Annotated in this window: 15 protein-coding genes; 9 read left to right on the top strand and 6 right to left on the bottom strand. The window is 66.8% G+C overall.

Features of this window, described 5'->3' with window-relative positions; all coding sequences use genetic code 11:
- Positions 1-158: 158 nt before the first annotated feature.
- Together AC56LW_RS00635 and AC56LW_RS00630 are read right to left on the bottom strand one after the other, a co-directional pair.
- Positions 159-2639 (bottom strand): cation-translocating P-type ATPase, encoded by a 2481-nt coding sequence (locus AC56LW_RS00635; RefSeq protein ID WP_499630661.1) that lies wholly within the window; start codon positions 2637-2639, stop codon positions 159-161.
- Entirely contained in the window at positions 2639-3454 is an 816-nt protein-coding gene (locus AC56LW_RS00630) for a universal stress protein (RefSeq protein ID WP_499630655.1), read from the bottom strand. Before AC56LW_RS00630 ends, AC56LW_RS00635 begins: the two co-directional genes overlap by 1 nt.
- A gap of 272 nt (positions 3455-3726) precedes the next feature.
- Here AC56LW_RS00630 and AC56LW_RS00625 point away from each other — a divergent pair, with 272 nt between their 5' ends.
- The 4 genes from AC56LW_RS00625 (at position 3727) to AC56LW_RS00610 (ending at position 7240) form a co-directional block, all read left to right on the top strand.
- A complete protein-coding gene (locus tag AC56LW_RS00625) occupies positions 3727-4140 on the top strand; it encodes an Hsp20/alpha crystallin family protein (protein ID WP_332530862.1) in 414 nt (137 codons plus the stop codon).
- On the top strand, positions 4137-4592 hold the full coding sequence (locus AC56LW_RS00620) for a universal stress protein (RefSeq protein ID WP_499630652.1): 456 nt from the start codon (positions 4137-4139) through the stop codon (positions 4590-4592). Before AC56LW_RS00625 ends, AC56LW_RS00620 begins: the two co-directional genes overlap by 4 nt.
- Before the next feature lie 9 nt (positions 4593-4601).
- Complete coding sequence (locus AC56LW_RS00615; RefSeq protein WP_499630650.1) at positions 4602-6371, top strand: PHA/PHB synthase family protein; 1770 nt, start codon at positions 4602-4604, stop codon at positions 6369-6371.
- 143 nt (positions 6372-6514) lie between these two features.
- Positions 6515-7240, top strand: a complete 726-nt coding sequence (locus AC56LW_RS00610) for a lipid-binding SYLF domain-containing protein (RefSeq protein WP_332530859.1) — start codon at positions 6515-6517, stop codon at positions 7238-7240.
- 22 nt (positions 7241-7262) lie between these two features.
- On the opposite strand, the gene AC56LW_RS00605 is transcribed toward AC56LW_RS00610, so the two are convergent.
- The 4 genes from AC56LW_RS00605 to AC56LW_RS00590 all read right to left on the bottom strand — a co-directional run bounded on the left by AC56LW_RS00605 (position 7263) and on the right by AC56LW_RS00590 (position 11115).
- A complete protein-coding gene (locus AC56LW_RS00605) occupies positions 7263-8861 on the bottom strand; it encodes a L,D-transpeptidase family protein (protein WP_499630646.1) in 1599 nt (532 codons plus the stop codon).
- 146 nt (positions 8862-9007) lie between these two features.
- Complete coding sequence (locus tag AC56LW_RS00600) at positions 9008-10066, bottom strand: TonB-dependent receptor (protein WP_499632839.1); 1059 nt, start codon at positions 10064-10066, stop codon at positions 9008-9010.
- 90 nt (positions 10067-10156) lie between these two features.
- A complete protein-coding gene (locus AC56LW_RS00595) occupies positions 10157-10639 on the bottom strand; it encodes a hypothetical protein (protein ID WP_499630643.1) in 483 nt (160 codons plus the stop codon).
- An 8-nt stretch (positions 10640-10647) separates the two neighbouring features.
- Positions 10648-11115, bottom strand: coding sequence for a TonB-dependent receptor plug domain-containing protein (locus AC56LW_RS00590; RefSeq protein WP_499630640.1), 468 nt, complete (start codon positions 11113-11115; stop codon positions 10648-10650).
- A 309-nt stretch (positions 11116-11424) separates the two neighbouring features.
- Here AC56LW_RS00590 and AC56LW_RS00585 point away from each other — a divergent pair, with 309 nt between their 5' ends.
- The 5 genes from AC56LW_RS00585 to AC56LW_RS00565 all read left to right on the top strand — a co-directional run bounded on the left by AC56LW_RS00585 (position 11425) and on the right by AC56LW_RS00565 (position 17076).
- Positions 11425-12786, top strand: a complete 1362-nt coding sequence (locus AC56LW_RS00585; protein ID WP_499630637.1) for an MmgE/PrpD family protein — start codon at positions 11425-11427, stop codon at positions 12784-12786.
- Positions 12787-12839: 53 nt separating this feature from the next.
- Positions 12840-13775, top strand: a complete 936-nt coding sequence (locus AC56LW_RS00580) for a LysR family transcriptional regulator (RefSeq protein ID WP_499630634.1) — start codon at positions 12840-12842, stop codon at positions 13773-13775.
- 75 nt (positions 13776-13850) lie between these two features.
- On the top strand, positions 13851-15062 hold the full coding sequence (locus AC56LW_RS00575; RefSeq protein WP_499630631.1) for a CaiB/BaiF CoA transferase family protein: 1212 nt from the start codon (positions 13851-13853) through the stop codon (positions 15060-15062).
- Positions 15059-16036, top strand: a complete 978-nt coding sequence (locus tag AC56LW_RS00570) for a hydroxymethylglutaryl-CoA lyase (RefSeq protein WP_499630629.1) — start codon at positions 15059-15061, stop codon at positions 16034-16036. Before AC56LW_RS00575 ends, AC56LW_RS00570 begins: the two co-directional genes overlap by 4 nt.
- A gap of 53 nt (positions 16037-16089) precedes the next feature.
- A complete protein-coding gene (locus AC56LW_RS00565) occupies positions 16090-17076 on the top strand; it encodes a Bug family tripartite tricarboxylate transporter substrate binding protein (RefSeq protein ID WP_499630626.1) in 987 nt (328 codons plus the stop codon).
- Positions 17077-17103 lie beyond the last annotated feature (27 nt).

The following is a 17103-nucleotide window of genomic DNA, read 5'->3' as shown; positions in this document are numbered from 1 at the left end:
GTTCCGGCTTGGTGTGCTGAATGTATTGACAATAGGCCCATCGCCGGGCCACGTCGAGATCAAGGTGCTGAAGAGGTTACATATTTTATTGATTTTTGATTTGCATCAAAAAAATACCGACTGGTTGTTGACATAAATCTTCACGTGCAGCGAACTGGTCAGTGTTCATGCCGCCGCATCAGCAGCGCCGGCAGCAGCGCGCCTGCCAAACCAATGACGGCCGCGCCAGCGACCAGTAACGGCGCCAGCGCCGCAAACTGGAATGCCGCCGCCAGCCACGGCACGTACAGTGCCAGGGCCAGCAGGCCCAAGGCTGCCGCCACGACCAGCCAGAGGATCCGGTTGGGCTGGCGCAGTGAACCAAACAGGGTCGCGCCAGCCGCGCGGTTGACCAGGATCAGCGACAGGTTGGCAAACACCAGCGTGGTAAAGCCAAAAGCGCGTGCCTGCGCCGGCGCCAGTGCGCCCAGTGCCCAGCCATACGCCAGGGCCACCCCCAGCAGCGGACCGAGGCCCATCGCCAGCGTGCGGGCCAGGGCGGCAGGTGTAAACAGTGGCGCCTGCGCATCGCGGGGCGGGCGCAGCATCGCACCGGGCGCCGCCGGCTCGTTTTCGAACACCAGCGTGCAGGCGGGATCGATGATCAATTCCATGAACACGATGTGCATTGGAAACAGCAACGGTGGCCAGCCGGCGAGGATCGGCAGGATGGCCATGCCGGCGATCGGTGCGTGCATCGAAATGACATAGCGGATCGACTTGCGCAGGTTATCGTGGATCCGGCGGCCGGCGCCGATGGCATCGACGATCGACGCGAAGCGGTCGTCCAGCAGCACCAGCGCCGCTGCCTCGCGCGCCACGTCGGTACCGCGCCCGCCCATGGCGATGCCCACGTGGGCGGCCTTGAGTGCCGGTGCGTCATTGACGCCGTCCCCCGTCATGCCGACCGTGGCGCCGTTCCGTGCGAACGCCTGGACCAGGCGCAGTTTCTGCGTCGGAGCAATGCGCGCGCAAATACTGAGAGCGCCGATGCGCGCATCCAGCGCGGCATCGCCCAGCGCATCGAGCGCCGCGCCGGTGAGGACCGGCGTGTCGGCCAGCCCAGCCTGCCGCGCGATGGCGCGCGCCGTGTCCGGATGGTCGCCCGTGATCATCACCACGCGGATGCCGGCCCCGGCGCAGCGGGCGACGCAAGCGGGGATCTCGGGCCGCAGCGGGTCGGCCAGGGCCAGCAGGCCGGTTGGCGTGAATGGGATATCGGCAGCGCGGGCGGGCCAGCTGGCGCCGGGCAGGGTGGCCTGCGCCACCGCCAGCATGCGCAGGCCATCCTGCGCCATGGACGACGCCGCAGCCAGCAGCCCGGCGCTGGCCCCGGTATCGGCATCGGCATCAGGATTGCACCACCCCAGCACGGTTTCGGGCGCGCCCTTGGCTGCAGCGATCAGGACCCCATCGGGGCGCCGCCACACCTGCACCAGTGCGCGTTGCTGCGCACTCACACCGTATTCGTGCACCAGCGACCAGTCCGGGTGCTGCTGCGCCGGCGGCAGGTTCGCCGCGCCAAGTCGCTGGACGGCCCGGTCGATCGGGTCGGGACCCGTCGCAGTGCTGGCCAGCACGGCTGTTTCAAGCAGCGGCGCCAGCGCGGCCGGCAGGGATTCCTCCAGCACCGGATGGCGCGCGCCGTGCGCATACAGCGCCACCACGTCCATCCGGTTGGCCGTCAGCGTGCCGGTCTTGTCGACGCACAGGACCGAGATGGCGCCCAGCGTTTCGATCGCGGGCAGGCGCCGCACCAGCACCTGCTGCCGCGACAGGCGCCAGGCGCCAATCGCGGGGAACACGGTCATCACGATCGCGAGTTCTTCGGGCAGCATCGACATGGCCAGCGCGATGCCTGCCAGTACGGCCTGCAGCCAGTCGCCGCGCATGAGGCCATAAACCAGCACCAGAACGACGCTGAACGCCATGCCCAGCACGGCAAAGGTGCGCGCCAGCGCGGCGCTCTGGCGCTGCAGCGGGGACGGCGCGGGCCGCAGCGACTGCAGTGATGCGGCAATCCGGCCCAGCTGGCTGCGCCCGCCGGTGGCGGCCACGCGGGCGATCGCGTGGCCCTGCAGCACCAGGGATCCGGCGAACAGCATGGCCGTTGCGTCCTTATCGACCGGCATCGATTCGCCCGTCAGCAGCGATTCGTCGGCCTGCAGTCCGGTGCTGCTGAGCACGTGGGCATCGGCCGGCACGCGGTCGCCTTCGTGGACGGCGACGAGATCGCCGGCCACGATCCCGGCGCTGTCGATGACGTGCCAGCACCCATCGCGCAGGACGTGTGCGCGCGGACTGGCCAGGTCGCGCAGCGCGGCCAGGGCGCGCTCGGTCTTGCCTTCCTGGTACAGGCCCAGGCCGAGGCTGACGGCGACCATCAGGCACAGCAGCAGCCCTTCGTCGAGCTGGCCCAGTGCCAGGTACAGCAGAGCAGCACCCACGAGCAGCAGGAACATCGGCTCGCGGGCGCTGTCGGCGACGATGCGGCGCCAGGTGCGGCGCTCGGTCTCGGCCAGCGTGTTCGGCCCGTCCATGGCGATGCGGTGCGCGGCCTCGGCGGCGCTCAAGCCATCGACCGTCGGTTCGGCGGCCATCAGTGCGCCATCAGCACCGGCACCGTCATGCGGTCCAGCAGCGTTTCCGTGACGCCGCCCAGGACCAGTTCGCGCAGGCGCGGCCGGCCGTAGGCGCCCATCACGATCAGGTCGGCGTCCAGGCAATCCGTGCAGGCCAGCAAGGCGGCGCCGTCGTCGATTGGCGACGGTTCGACGTGCACCTCGCAGCGCACGCCCTGGCGTGCCAGATACAGCGCGAGATCGGTGCCCGGCTCGCGGCCGGTCGCCTCGAACGGCTGGAACAGGATGATCGCTACCAGGCCGGCATCGCGCAACAGAGGCATGGCGCCGGCGACGGCGCGCGTTGCCTGCAGGCTGCCATCCCATGCCAGCATGATGCGCCCGCCGATCGTCTCGTGCCGGCGCACATGGGGAAGCACCAGCACCGGGCGCGCGCTGCCCTGGACCACCTGCGCCGGCACCGGGCCGGCCAGGTGCGCTGCCGCTGGATCGTCGAGGTCGGTCTGGCTGACGACGACGAGGTCGGCGTAACGGCCTTGCAGCGCCAGTCCGCCCGCCGGGTCGTCGTCGGCATAGCGCCGCTCGTGACTGGCCACGCCCGCGGCAGCGGCGATGGCGTCGAAGCGTGCCAGTGCGGTGTCGTGATCGCCCCGGCGTTCGTGTTGCTGCGCCAGCAGCATGGTACTGCCGGCCTCGGCATAGCGCGAGATGCCGGAAAAGGCGCTGCCGACGAGGTGCGCGCCGCAGCGGGCAGCCAGTTGCGCCGCGTACCGCATGCGCGCCTCGGCATGCAGGGAGTGGTCGACGTGAACGACGATGGTCTTGTAGCACATGCTGCACCTCCGGATGGCCGTGACAGCCAGCGTACGGCGCGTCGTGGCGGTCAGTCCAGCGCGACGTTTGCGCTTGGTGCAACCGGTTTCACCGAATTTGACCTGCATCAAACTTGCCGGGCGAGACACGGCGAAGAACGTTCGTCAGGCTTCGCGTCGCCGCGATTTTTGATGCATGTCATATCGGTGTCTGCGCCAGCACGACTAGGATCAATTCGATGCCCGACGACCCGTTGACGGCAGGCGCAGAGACCATCCTCCGGAGAATGACCATGTCCCATTCCATGACCCGTTTCGATCCCGTCGCACGCATGCTGCGTGCCGATCCGTTCCGCACCTTCGATGACTTCTTTGCCGACCTGGCACCGCGCATGCGCATCGACGTCACCGAAAATGGCGACGGCTACCGCGTCAAGGCCGACCTGCCGGGGGTGAAGAAAGAAGACATCAAGGTCAATATCGACGGCAATCAGGTGTCGATCAGTGCCGACACGTCATCGCAGAGCGCGCACGAAGGCGCCACCACCATCTGCGCCGAACGTGCCTGGGGCCAGTTCTACCGCAGCTTCACACTGCCGCAAGCGGTCGATGATGCTGCGGCCCGGGCCGAATTCAAGGATGGCGTCCTGCAGCTGGAACTGCCCAAGAAGGCAGGCGGCAGCGGCACGCCGCTGGCGATCGCGTGACCCCGGACGCCCTGCACGTGCCGACCTTGCCCGCGCAAGCGGCGCCTGAACACCAGCCCATGTTCCGGCGCATCCTGTTGCCGGTCGATGGCTCATTGTCGATGACGCCCCTGGCGCGCACCTGCCTGGCGTATGCCGCCGGCACTGGTGCGGCTGTGGTCGCCGTGCATGTCGTGACGGACGCCGATGCTGCTGGCGCCGGCCGCATCCACGCCAGCCGCATCTTGCAGAACGTGGCCGAGACGGCGCACACGCTGGGCGTGCCGTGCGAGTGCCAGGTCTTGACCGGCGCCGAACCGTGGCGTGAAATCGTGCGCGCCGCGCTCGACCATCACGCTGACCTGATCTGCATGAGCTCGCATGGCCGCCACGGCGCCAGCGAGCACATTCTGGCAAGCCAGACGGCGCGGGTCATCGAGCACGCGCATCTGCCTGTTCTACTGTTTCGCTGAGAGGAGGGTATGCGCATTTCGGATCTGCCATCCCAGCCTGCGACCGGAGCCGCGGCCCCTGGCGAGACGCCGGTGCGCGAACTCGACCGTGCACTGTACGCGCAGCTGGCCTGGTGGACACAGGGCCTGTCCCCGGCCTCGCTGGCGGCGGCGGCCACGGACTGGCTGGTGCACCTGGCCGGCTCTCCTGACAAGCAGCGCGAACTGGTCATCAAGGCGCAGCGCAAGTTGCTACGTTTGGCTACAAGCGCCGCTGCGAGTGCCGATCAGAATGGCGCTCCCTGCATCGCCCCGCTGCCGCAAGACCGCCGCTTCGCCGCGCCCGAATGGCAGGCGTGGCCGTTCAACCTGATCCACCAGGCGTTCCTGTTCGAGCAGCAGTGGTGGTACAACGCCACCACCGGCGTGCCCGGAGTGACGCGGCATCACGAGCAGGTGTGGACCTTTGCCGTGCGCCAGGCGCTGGACATGTTTTCGCCATCCAATTTCCTGCTGACGAATCCGGTCGTGCTCAAAGAAACCTGGCGTTCCGGTGGCATGAATCTGGTCATGGGTTGGCACAATGCGATCGAGGATGCGAGCGGTGCTGCAGCGACGGCGCCAACGGGGTTCGAGCCCGGCCGGGGCGTAGCCCTGACACCGGGCAAGGTGGTGTACCGCAACCGCCTTATCGAGTTGATCCAGTATGAGCCGGCGACCGCCACCGTGTGCGCCGAGCCGGTCCTGATGGTGCCGCCATGGATCATGAAATACTACATTCTCGACCTGTCCCCGGCCAATTCCCTGGTGCGCTACCTGGTCGGCCAGGGCCACACCGTCTTCATGATTTCCTGGAAAAACCCGGACGCGGCCGATCGCGATCTGGGGATGGATGATTATCTGAACCTGGGCGTGATGGCGGCCATCGACCAGGTCGCCGCGCGGCGCCCCGGGTACGCGATCCAGGCGCTCGGCTACTGCCTGGGCGGCACACTGCTGGCGATTGCCGCAGCCGCGATGGCGCGCGACGGCGACGAGCGCCTGGCCAGCCTGACGCTGCTGGCGGCGCAGGTCGACTTCACCGAGCCGGGCGAACTGGGCCTGTTCATCGACGAAAGCCAGCTGAACTTCCTCGACAACGTCATGGCCGGCAAAGGCTATCTCGATGGCACGCAGATGGAAGGCGCGTTTGCGCTGCTCAATTCGAAGGACATGGTCTGGTCGCGCATGGTGCAGAATTACCTGCTGGGGAAGGGCCGGCGCGTCACCAGCGATCTGGCGGCCTGGAATGCCGATGCCACCCGGATGCCGTACCGCCAGCAAAGCGAGTACCTGCGCAGCCTGTATCTCGACAACGATCTGGCGCAGGGTCGCTACCGCGTGGGCGACAGGCCGGTCGCGCTGTCCGACCTGCACTTGCCCATGTTCGTGCTCGGCACCCGGCGCGACACGGTCGCGCCGTGGCTGTCGGTCTACAAGCTGCACCTGCTGGCCGATGCTGAACTCACGTTCTGCCTGACGGGCGGCGGGCACAATGCCGGCGTCGTCAACCCGCCGCTGGCAAGCGGCGGGCACGGCTACCAGATCGCCACGCGCGCTCGCGATGGCCGCTATCTCGATCCCGACGCCTGGTGCGCCGCGGCGCCGCAGCAATCCGGCTCGTGGTGGCCGGCTTGGGAACACTGGCTGCGCAGTCATGCCACTGCGCAGATCGCCTCTAATTCTGTTGTGCCGGCCGATCCTGCCGGACCGGACACGGTGTTCGACGCTGCACCAGGCAGTTACGTGCTGGTGCGATAAACGCGCAGCCGGTGCATCCCATCGGCGGGGCACGGTGACGGCAGTATTTGACGTGCATCATTCAAATTCGTCATCGCTCTCTCCACACTGGATCTTGCGCCCGGTACCTTTCCTGGCGTCCATTCATCCATCAGGGAGTCCCCATGAATACCAAGCAAAAGCGCCGCATGAACACGATCTTCTATGCATTGCTGGCGCATGCCGTCGTCGTCCATGGCGCCGCAGCACAGACGCCGGTGGACACCACGTCGTCGTCCGCAAAACAGGAAGCGATCGCCAGCGAACACGTGCGCGACGCGGTTGCCGTGGTGCGCAAGCTTGACGCCGTCGAGCGCATGCAGGGCGTCTTGACAAGCGCCAAGGGCATCTTCATCGTGCCAAATTACCGGCGTGCGGCCGTGGGCGTGGGCGCGGCCGGCGGCACCGGCATCCTGCTGGTGCGGCGTGCCAGTGGCGGCTGGAGCGACCCCGTCTTTTACAACACGGGCGGGCTCAGTGTGGGCCTCCAGGCGGGCGTCGAGGGCGGTAACCTGGTGCTCATCCTGAACAACGACAAGGCGGTCAATGCCTTCCTCAAGAAAAACAATTTCTCGGTCAATGCGAAAGCCGGCCTGACGGTGGTCAGGTGGAACAAGATGGTGCAGGGCACCGCTGGCGCTGGTGACGTTGTGGCCTGGAGCGATACCCAGGGCTTGTTCGGCGATGTCGCGACGGTGCAAGTCAACGACATCCGCTTCAACCAGAACGTGACGAACGCGTATTACGAGCGCACGCTGTCGGCGACCGATGTCATCAAGGGGACGACCAACAATCCACAGGCCGCGCCACTGGTCGATGCCCTCGTTGCGGCTGCGGAGCCTGCCAAGTGACGGTAGCGTCCCAGCGGCCCGTTCATTCCAGCTGCAGCGCCGCGATCAGCGCGGCGTCGCGCCCGTAAATGTCGGGTGCAAACAAGGCCCGGCCCTGGCGATCGACCAGAGCCGTTGCATAGAACAGCACGACGGGCACCGGCGCGGCCAGCTTGACGAAGCGGTTCTTGCCCGCGCTCATGGCGGCAGTTACCTGCGTACCGCTCCACTGCTGCGGATCGGCCAGCACGAATTGCGCGAGCTCGGCCGGTTGTTCGACGCGGATGCAGCCATGGCTCAGGTCACGGTGCGTGCGCTGGAACAGTTCCCTGGCCGACGTCGAATGCAGGTAGATATTCATCGGGTTGGGCAGCGCGAACTTGACGTCGCCCAGCACATTGCGTGAGCCAGGGCGCTGCCTGACCCTGGCGCCGCCGGCCCGCAGGCGGCTTGCCGCATCGCCGGCGCCAATCTGCAGCACGCGCCCGTCCGATCCCACCAGTTCCATGTCATTCTGCTGCAGATAGGCAGGATTGCGTGCCAGCTTCGGAAGGATTTCATTCTTCTGGATGCTGGCAGGTACATTCCAGTATGGCGCGAATTCCAGGTAGCGCATTTCTCCGATGAACAGCGGCGTGGGCGTGCGGCCGCGCGCGCCCACGATCACGCGCATTTCCAGCGCGGGCGCCGCAAAGTTGTCCCTGGCATCGAAGGCCCACAAGCGGTAGGTGGGCACGTTGACGACGACGACGCGCCCATGCGCCGGAGGCGGTGGCAGCCAGCGCAGGCGTTCTAGCGTCAGCGCCAGCTGGGCGACGCGATGCGCGGGCGGCACCGACAGGGCCGTGACCGTCCCAGTGCCCAGTACGCCGTCTTCATCCAGCCCGTGCCGCGCCTGGAAACCCCGCACGGCGCCCGCCAGTGCCGGTGTATAGATGCCGTCGCTGCCCATGGGCGCCTGCGCGTCCAGATCACCCAGCAACTGCAGCCGCGCCTGCAGCAGGGCCGCGCCCGCATACGGCTCGCCGGCGTGGGTGGCGGCCCGTGCGACGGGCGGCAGCGCGGGCCAGTCCGGTGTCGCACGAGACAGTTCGCGGTACTGTGCCAGCGCTGCCTTGACCCTGCCATACAGCGGAATGGCGGGCGTGGCGGCGTTGATGGCCTGTGCCAGCCCTTGCGCGTCGCGCACGGTGGCCAGGCGCTGGCGCGGGTCGAAGCCGGTGTCGGGCGCTGCGGAAACCCGGCTGGCCCAGGCCGCGCGGCCCCCGTGCAGATCGCACAGGTACTGCATCATCGCGTGGTCGAGGTCGCGCACGAATGCCGCCGATGTGCCCTCCGGGCCGGCCAGCCGCCGGGTCAGCTCGGCCACCTGATAGCGGCGGATGTCGAGGCCATGCTCGGGCGCTGCGCGCAGCAGTTGCAGTGCGAGCGGCGCCAGTCCCTGCGCGCCGGACAGCCAGGATGCATCGGTTGCGGCGATCGGGGCACAAGGATTGACCACGGGCGCCGCGACCTCAACGCCCGCGACGGCATCACGGGCAAATGCGGCGGAACCCGTGGCAGCCTGAAGCAGCAACAGCAGGAGGAGATGCGCAGCGCCGCCATGTGTTTTGGCGGACCAGGTCAGACGGGGAACTACCATGAGGTGTGGTGCATGCGCTGTGATGGAGGGGTCATGTGACAGGCGTCAAAATTACACCCTACGGCGTATGGCAGTCGTTGATCTGCATCAATCCAGCGGATCGCCCGGTGCAACGACCGCGTTACGATGGACGCGGTTTCTCCCGATCAGAAGTAATAACGCAGCGACGCCCCGGCCGTGGCCTGCGGCACGGTCGTCACCAGCAAGCCACCGGCCGTGCCATACGCGATATCGCTGGCGAACTCGTGCGGTTGCAGCGTGGCGAACAGCGCACCCTGGAACTTGCCGAGATCGTAGGTCGCCTTGATGTCGTAGCGCACATAGGTCGGCATGTCGCGCTCGTACAGCGGCGTGCCCATGTAATAGGGATTGCCGGCCGTGACGTACACGTCGCCGCTCAGCGACAGCCGGCCCGGGCCCATCGCGGTGCGGTACTGGACGCCGGCTTTCCACGTGTGTTCCGGCACCGACAGGCGCGGGCCGGCGCCAGGCGCCGGGTTGTCCAGTTGCGCGCGCAGGATGCGGCCGTAGCTCAGGTACGTGTTGAGTGCGCTGCTGATCTGGTAGTGCAGGTCAAGTTCGAGACCGCGGCGCGTGGTCTGGCCGGATGCGACGAACACGTCCGGCGCCGTGTTGATGATCTCGTCGTCATTCTGGATAGCGTAGAACGCGCCGGACACGCTCAGGCCGTCCAGTGGCGCCGCCTTGAACCCGAGGTCGTGCGAGCGCACCCGGCTCGGATCGATGCCGGGATTGCTGCGCCCGCCAAGCGCGCCCAGCGGACCCAGGCTGCCGCTGGTGCTGATCTGCTCGGCCGCCGGCGAGCGGAACCCCTGGGCGATGTTCGCGTACAGCTCGACGGCCGGCAGAACGTTCCAGATCGCGCCGAATTTTGGCGTGACCACCGAGGCTTCGTAGCCGGTCGATGCGGCGGGCAGCTTGCGGTTGACGAGGTCGTAGTCGAAGCGGTCGTAGCGCGCGCCGCCGTGCAGCTTGAGCGTGGGCAGGATGCGGTACTGGCCCTGGATGAACGCACCGTAGGTCAGCAGGTCGAGGGCCTGGTTGTTGACGTAGCTGGCGGTCGGTTGCCGGTTGCGGTATTGCTGCCGAAACGCATCGCCCTTGTCCTGGCGTGCTTCAAGGCCGATTGTCAGCACGCCGGCAGTGCCGAAGGCCCAGGTATTGCCGCCGCGCGCGCCAAAAATGTCGCGCTCATCATAGCCATAGGTGTGCAGCGTGGTGCTGGTCTGGATCGCGCGGCTGCGGGCGAATTCCTCCGTATAGGCGTTGGCGAACTAGCCGGCGTCGCCCGATGCCGGACTGCGGTTGACCACGAGCGTCTTGCGGTGCGCATCGCCAAAGCCCGGCAGGTTGAACATGGTGTCGTGGGGATCGACCAGCCCGGCTTCCATGGCCGGCAGCGACAGGTAGCCGGCGCCGGCATAGTCCGACTTGTAATAGGTGGCGCGCAGGCTGTAGACACCGTCACCGATAGTGGTCGAGAGCTTCCAGAACAGGTTGTTGCGGTCGAGGCTGGCGCCGTGGCGAAAACCGTCGAGGCTGTAGCGGTCGGCCACCACCAGCGAACGGATGCGGCCAAGGTCATTCGACAGCACGAGCGAGCCGCGCCGCCCGCCATAGCTTTCGACGGTCACCGTGGCGCTCGACGGCGTGGCCGCGCCGCCTTCGCGGGTGCGGATTGCCACCGCGCCAGCGCGGTTCTGGTCGCCGTACAGGGCCGAGACCGGGCCCTTGATGACGTCGAACGTGTCGATCATGTCGCCGGTCATCCATTCGAGGAACGCCGGACCGTGGCCCGCGCCGCCCTGGCTCGATGGAATGTTCTGGGCACGCCGTCGATATGGATGGCGGTGTCGGCGCCGTGCGTGCCCTGGGTAGCGAAGCCGCGCATCCGGAAGCCATTGCCGGTGTCGCCCTGGTCGATATTGTTGGCGACCACGCCCGGCACGCGGCGAAACACGTTCGAGATGTCGCGGCCGATGTCGAGCGTGGCGAGGTCTTCGGCCGTCACGGTGGTCACGCTGCCCGGCAGCGAGGCGGCGCCCAGACCAGGCGCCAGCCGTTCGTCGTCGCCGCGCTGGCCCCGGACTTCGACGACCTGCGCCGACGGTGCAGCCGTTGGGGCGAGGTCAGGCGTCTCGTCAGCCGCAACGGCGGCGCCGCCAAACAGGCAGGTAAGCATGACGGCGTGGGAAATCGCACGCAGGCGGGTAGAACGGGTAGCGGATTGCAAGATCGATACTCCAGAGTGGGAGGCAGGTGAGAACAGAATTTGTCAGGTCGGATGGCAGCGGCGTGCGGGTTGGCGGCCCAACGGATAGATGACGACCTTATTGATAATGATATCTCATTACTGAGAGGGCGAATGATATTTCTTGTCAGAATAAGACCCGACCTCGCATCCAGCGACTGATCCGACAGCATCATGCTGGTATCAATTTTTTCTATTTCTACTTGTCGGCTATTGCTCTCTATGATGGTCAGACTGCGCCAGCGGCGCCGCAGCGTGCCGACCACCGATATGAATAATTAAGGAGACCACATGGCTGATCACCAGCACCCGAGCCAGCTGCTCGCCAGCTTCGCTGCCAACCTGCACTACGAGCAGATTCCCGATGCCGTGCGCATGCGCACCGAAGACCTGTTCCTCGACTGGATCGGTTCCGCGCTGGCCGGCCGCACGTCGCGCGCCGTGCAAACCATCGACCGCTATGCACAGACGATGGGGCCGGGCGGCGGCCCCTGCGACGTGCTGATCTCGCGCCGCACGACGACGCCGATGTTCGCGGCAATGGTCAATGCCGCTGCCTCGCACGTCGCCGAACAGGATGACGTGCACAACGGCTCGGTATTCCATCCGGGCGCGGTCGTGTTTCCGGCGGCGCTGGCAGTTGCCCAGTCGATCGGCGCCAGCGGGCGTGACCTGCTGACGGCGGCCGTGGCCGGCTACGAGGTCGGCATTCGCGTCGGCGAATTTCTTGGCCGCTCGCACTACCGCATCTTCCACACGACGGGCACCGCCGGGACGCTGGCAGCTGCTGCAGCAGCGGGGCACCTGCTCAAGCTCACGCCTGACCAGATGCTGCATGCCTTCGGCTCGGCCGGCACGCAGGCGGCGGGCCTGTGGGAATTCCTGCGCGACGCTGCCGACTCGAAGCAATTGCACACGGCAGCGGCAGCCGCGAACGGCTTGACGTCGGCCTACCTGGCGCAGGACGGCTTTACCGGCGCGCGCCGCATCCTCGAAGGCGCGCAGGGCATGGCGGCGGGCATGTCGAGCGACGCCGATCCGGCCAGGCTGACCGACCGCCTCGGCGAGCGCTGGGCGCTGGCCGAGACGTCCTTCAAATTCCACGCGTCGTGCCGGCACACGCATCCGGCCGCCGACGCCTTGCAGCAGGTGATGCGAACCCACGGCCTGCAACCGGAGCAGATCACGCGCGTCGTCGCGCACGTGCACCAGGGTGCGATCGACGTGCTGGGCGCGGTCGTCGATCCGCAAACGGTGCACCAGGCCAAATTCTCGATGGGGACGGTGCTGGGGCTGATCGCGCATTACGATGTAGCCGGCTTGACGCAGTTCGAGGACAGCTTCAATGCGGCGCCGATTGCGGCGTTTCGTGGCAAGGTGGGCATGGAATTCGACGACGAAGTCGACACCGCGTATCCGGCGCGCTGGATCGGCAAGGTGACGGTCGAGACGACCGATGGCCGGCGCCTCACCGGCCGGGTGGACGAACCGAAGGGCGACCCCGGCAACACCCTGTCGCGCCCTGAACTCGAACAGAAAGCGCTGCGGCTGGCGCTGTTCGGCGAGGCGGCGAGCGAGGCCGAGATGCATGCGCTCGCCAAACGCGTCTGGAACCTGGCGGACGCGCCCAGGGTGGGAAACCTGTTTGCCTGAGAAGACCTGATACAGTCGTGACACTCTCGTCTCCCGCTGTATCAGCTTTTTCGATGGCACTGAACAATATCCTCAGAAGGCTGGATCTCACCAGCCTGCAGCTTTTCCTGGCAATCCACGAAGAAGGTTCACTCACCCGCGCAGCCGAACGCGAAGCCATTGCTGTCTCGGCCGCCAGCAAGCGGTTGGCCGACATGGAGGGCGCGCTGGGCGTGGCGCTGATGGTGCGCACGGCGCGCGGCATGACCTTGACCCCGGCCGGTGAATCGCTGCTGACGCATGCGCGCCGCATCCTGCTCAGCGTCGACAAGATCGGCCAGGAACTGGCCGAGCACGCCCAGGGCTTGCGCGGCTACGTGCGCATGGTGGCGAACCTGTCCGCCATCGTCGAATTCCTGCCGGAAGACCTGCGCGCGTTCCTGAACCTGCACGAGCAGATCCGGCTCGACCTCGAAGAGCGTCCCAGCGGCGACGTCGTCAAGGGCGTCGAAGACGGCTTCGCCGAGATCGGCATCTGCTCGGGCGATACGGATACCCGCGAGCTGCACAGCCACCTGTACCGGCGCGACCGCATCGTGCTCGTCATGCGCCACGACCACGCACTGGCCGGGCGTGGCCGCGTGCCGTTCGCCGACACGCTCGACTTCGATCACGTCGGGCTGCACGCGGACAGCTCGATCAACAAGCGTACGCACCTGGCCTCGCGCGCCTCTGGCCGGCCATTGAAAACCCGTATCCACGTGCCCGGCTTTGACGCCGTCTGTCGCATGGCGCAGGTCGGCATGGGCCTGGGCGTGATTCCGCACGAAGTGTTTATTGCCATCGGCCAGCCGCTGGGCCTGGTGGCGGTCGAGATCGACGAGCCGTGGGCCGAGCGCGAACTGCGCATCGTCGTGCGGGAAGAAAAGGGCTTGTCGCCGGTGACGCGGGCGCTGCTCGCGCATCTCGGGGCCGCCGAAGAGCGTTCGCGGTTGACGAAGGCTCGTTGAAAAGAAACGGTTGGACGGGCAGGGCCCGTTGTCTCTATGCTGGGTCGACAAGCTACAACCATCGACGAGACCAGCATGAACCTCAACAACAGCATTCCCGACGGCGCGTTGCGCGGCGTGCGCGTGATCGAAATGGGCCAACTGATCGCGGGCCCGTTCGCCGGCAAGACAATGGGCGAATTCGGCGCCGACGTCATCAAGATCGAGGCGCCCGGCAGCGGCGACCCGCTGCGCAACTGGCGCATGATCAAGGAAGGCACATCGGTCTGGTGGCAGGTGCAGTCGCGCAACAAGCGCTCGATCGCCCTTGACCTGCGCAGCGCCGAAGGCCAGGACATCGCCCGCAAGCTGATCGCCGAAGCCGATGTATTGATCGAGAACTTCCGCCCCGGCACCCTCGAAGGCTGGGGCATGGGTTGGGAGGCGCTGTCGGCCATCAATCCGGGCCTCGTCATGCTGCGCATCTCGGGCTATGGCCAGACCGGGCCGTACCGCGACTTGCCGGGCTTTGGCGCCATCGGTGAAGCGATGGGCGGCCTGCGCCACCTGACGGGCGAACCGGACCGCGTGCCGGTGCGCTGCGGCGTGTCGATCGGCGACACGCTGGCCGCGCTGCACGGCACGATCGGCGTGCTCACCGCGCTGTACCACCGCAAGGTCAATGGCGGCAAGGGCCAGGTGATCGACGTCGCCCTGCACGAGGCCGTGTTCAACGTCATGGAAAGCCTGCTGCCTGAGTACAGCGCGTTTGGCGCCGTGCGCGAAGCGGCGGGCAGCGCGCTGCCCGGCATCGCACCGTCGAACGCCTACCGCTGCAACGACGGCTATGTGCTCATCGCCGGTAACGGCGACAGCATCTTCAAGCGCCTGATGGCCGTGATCGGGCGCGACGACCTGGCCCACGACCCGGCGCTGGCCGGCAATGCCGGCCGCGTCGTGCGCGTGGCCGAGATCGACGCCGCCATCAGCGTCTGGACGGCAACGCGCCCGATCACCGAGGTCCTCGACTTGCTGGGCAGTGCCCGCGTCCCGGCCGGCAAGGTCTATACCGCCAAAGACATCGCGGAGGATCCCCATTACCGGGCGCGCGACATGATCCTGGCCCAGACCACGCGCGACGGTTATGAGCTTGAGGTGCCGGGCGTCGTCCCCAAATTGCTCGGCACGCCAGGCAGCGTGCGCACCTCCGCCCCGGGTCTTGGCGACGATACCGATGGCGTGCTGCGCGAACTGGGATTGAGTGAGCCGGACATCGCCGCCTTGCGCACCAAGGGAGTGGTCGCATGAACCGGTGGAACGGCGCTGGCCGCCGCATCCACATGCAGGAAGTCGGCACGCGCGATGGCTTGCAGGCCGAGTCGGTGTTCGTGCCGACCGCCGACAAGATTGCCCTGGTCAACAGCCTGTCGCAGGCCGGCATGGCCAAGATCGAAGTGACCGCGTTTGTTTCTCCCAAAGCGATCCCGGCGCTGGCCGATGCCCAGCAGGTCATGCTCGGCATCGAGCGCGTGCCGGGCGTGATCTACAGCGCCTTGGTACCGAACGTGCGCGGCGCCGAACGCGCAATCGAGAGCCGCACCGACGAACTGAACCTGGTGATGTCGGCCAGCGAAACGCACAACCTGGCCAATCTGCGCATGACCCAGGCGCAATCGTTCCAGGGCTTGTGCGAGGTGGCGGCCCTGGCGCGGCAAGCGGCGCTGGCTGTCAATATTTCGTTGTCGTGCTCGTTCGGCTGCCCGATGGAAGGCGACGTGCCGGAAGACACGGTGCTGGCCTGGTGCGCGCGCTTCATCGACGAGGCGGGCGCCGGCGGCATCACCCTGTGCGACACAACCGGCATGGCGTACCCGAGCCAGGTGGCATCACTGACGGCGCGTTTTCGCGCAGCCTGGCCACAAACCGAACTGAGCCTGCACTTTCACAATACCCGCGGCATGGGCCTGGCCAATGTGCTGGCCGGGATCGATGCAGGCGCCGACCGCTTCGACGCGTCGCTTGGCGGGATCGGCGGCTGCCCGTATGCACCCGGCGCCTCAGGCAATGTCTGCACCGAAGAGGTGGTGCACGCGCTGCAGTTGATGGGTTACGACACGGGCGTCGATCTTGGCCGCTTGCTGGACGCATCGGCACGACTGCCGGCATTGATCGGGCACGAGACGCCGAGCCAGATCGTCAAGGCAGGCCGGCGGCTCGATCTGCACCGGCCACCCAGGGATTTTGAAGCGATCAGGGAGCGCGCAGAAGCGCGTCCGGCTTGAACCCATGCCATCGCCCGCACAAACAAAACTATTTTAATAATTCAGGAGACACCATGAAATCGATTCACTCGCTGCGCATTCGCGCGGGCCTGCTTGCCGTCGGCGCAGCACTTGCCAGCATCGGCGCGCAAGCGCAGGACAACTATCCCGCGCGCGCGATCACGTTGATGGTCTCGGCCGCGCCGGGCGGCACGACCGACCTGGCCGCGCGCATGATTTCCGATCCGCTGTCCAAGGCACTTGGCAAACCGGTCGTCGTCGAGAACCGGCCGGGCGGGGCGGGCGCGATCGCTGCTTCAGCCGTCAAGCGGGCCAGGCCGGACGGTTATACCTTGCTGGTGCAGTACTCGGGCTTTCACGTCATCACGCCGCACGTGGTCAAGGCAGGCTTTGATCCGATCAAGGATTTCACCCCGGTTGCCAACCTGATCGTGGCGCCGCAAGTGTTCGTCGTGCGGCCCGATCTGCCGATCAAGACCTTGCCCGAACTGGTCAGCTACGCCAAGGCACACCCCGGCAAACTCAATTACGCGTCGTCCGGCAATGGCTCACTGCAGCACGTGACGGGTGAAATGCTCAACCAGATGAGCGGCACGAACATCGCCCACGTGCCCTACAAAGGGACGGGCCCGGCGATTACCGATCTGCTGGGTGGCAATGTCGAAATGACCTTCACGACGGCGCCGCCGCTGCTGGCCCACATCCGGTCCGGCAAGCTGCGCGCGATTGCCGTGACCGGCGACGTGGCGCTGCCGAGCCTGCCCAATGTGCCGACCACCGCGACGATCAAAGGGTACGAGAAGCTCGACGTGAGCTCGTGGTTCGCCGTGTACGCGCCCGCCAACACGCCCAAGCCGATCGTCGACAGGCTGACGGGTGAAATCAAGAAAATCATGGCCACCGACGCCTTCAAGCGCAAGGCGCAGGAGCAGGGTGCGTACGCGGTCTACATGACGCCGCAGGAACTGGCGGCGCATACGAGCAAGGAATATCAGACGTGGGGCACGTTTGTGAAGAATGCGAAGATCACGGGGGAGTGATGGCGTAGCGCACCTGCTGTTGCAGTC

It is taken from the genome of Telluria sp. LT2P80 (assembly GCF_059685955.1).
The sequence above is the reverse complement of the archived record's forward strand: the minus strand, read 5'-3'. Positions and strand labels throughout refer to the sequence as shown.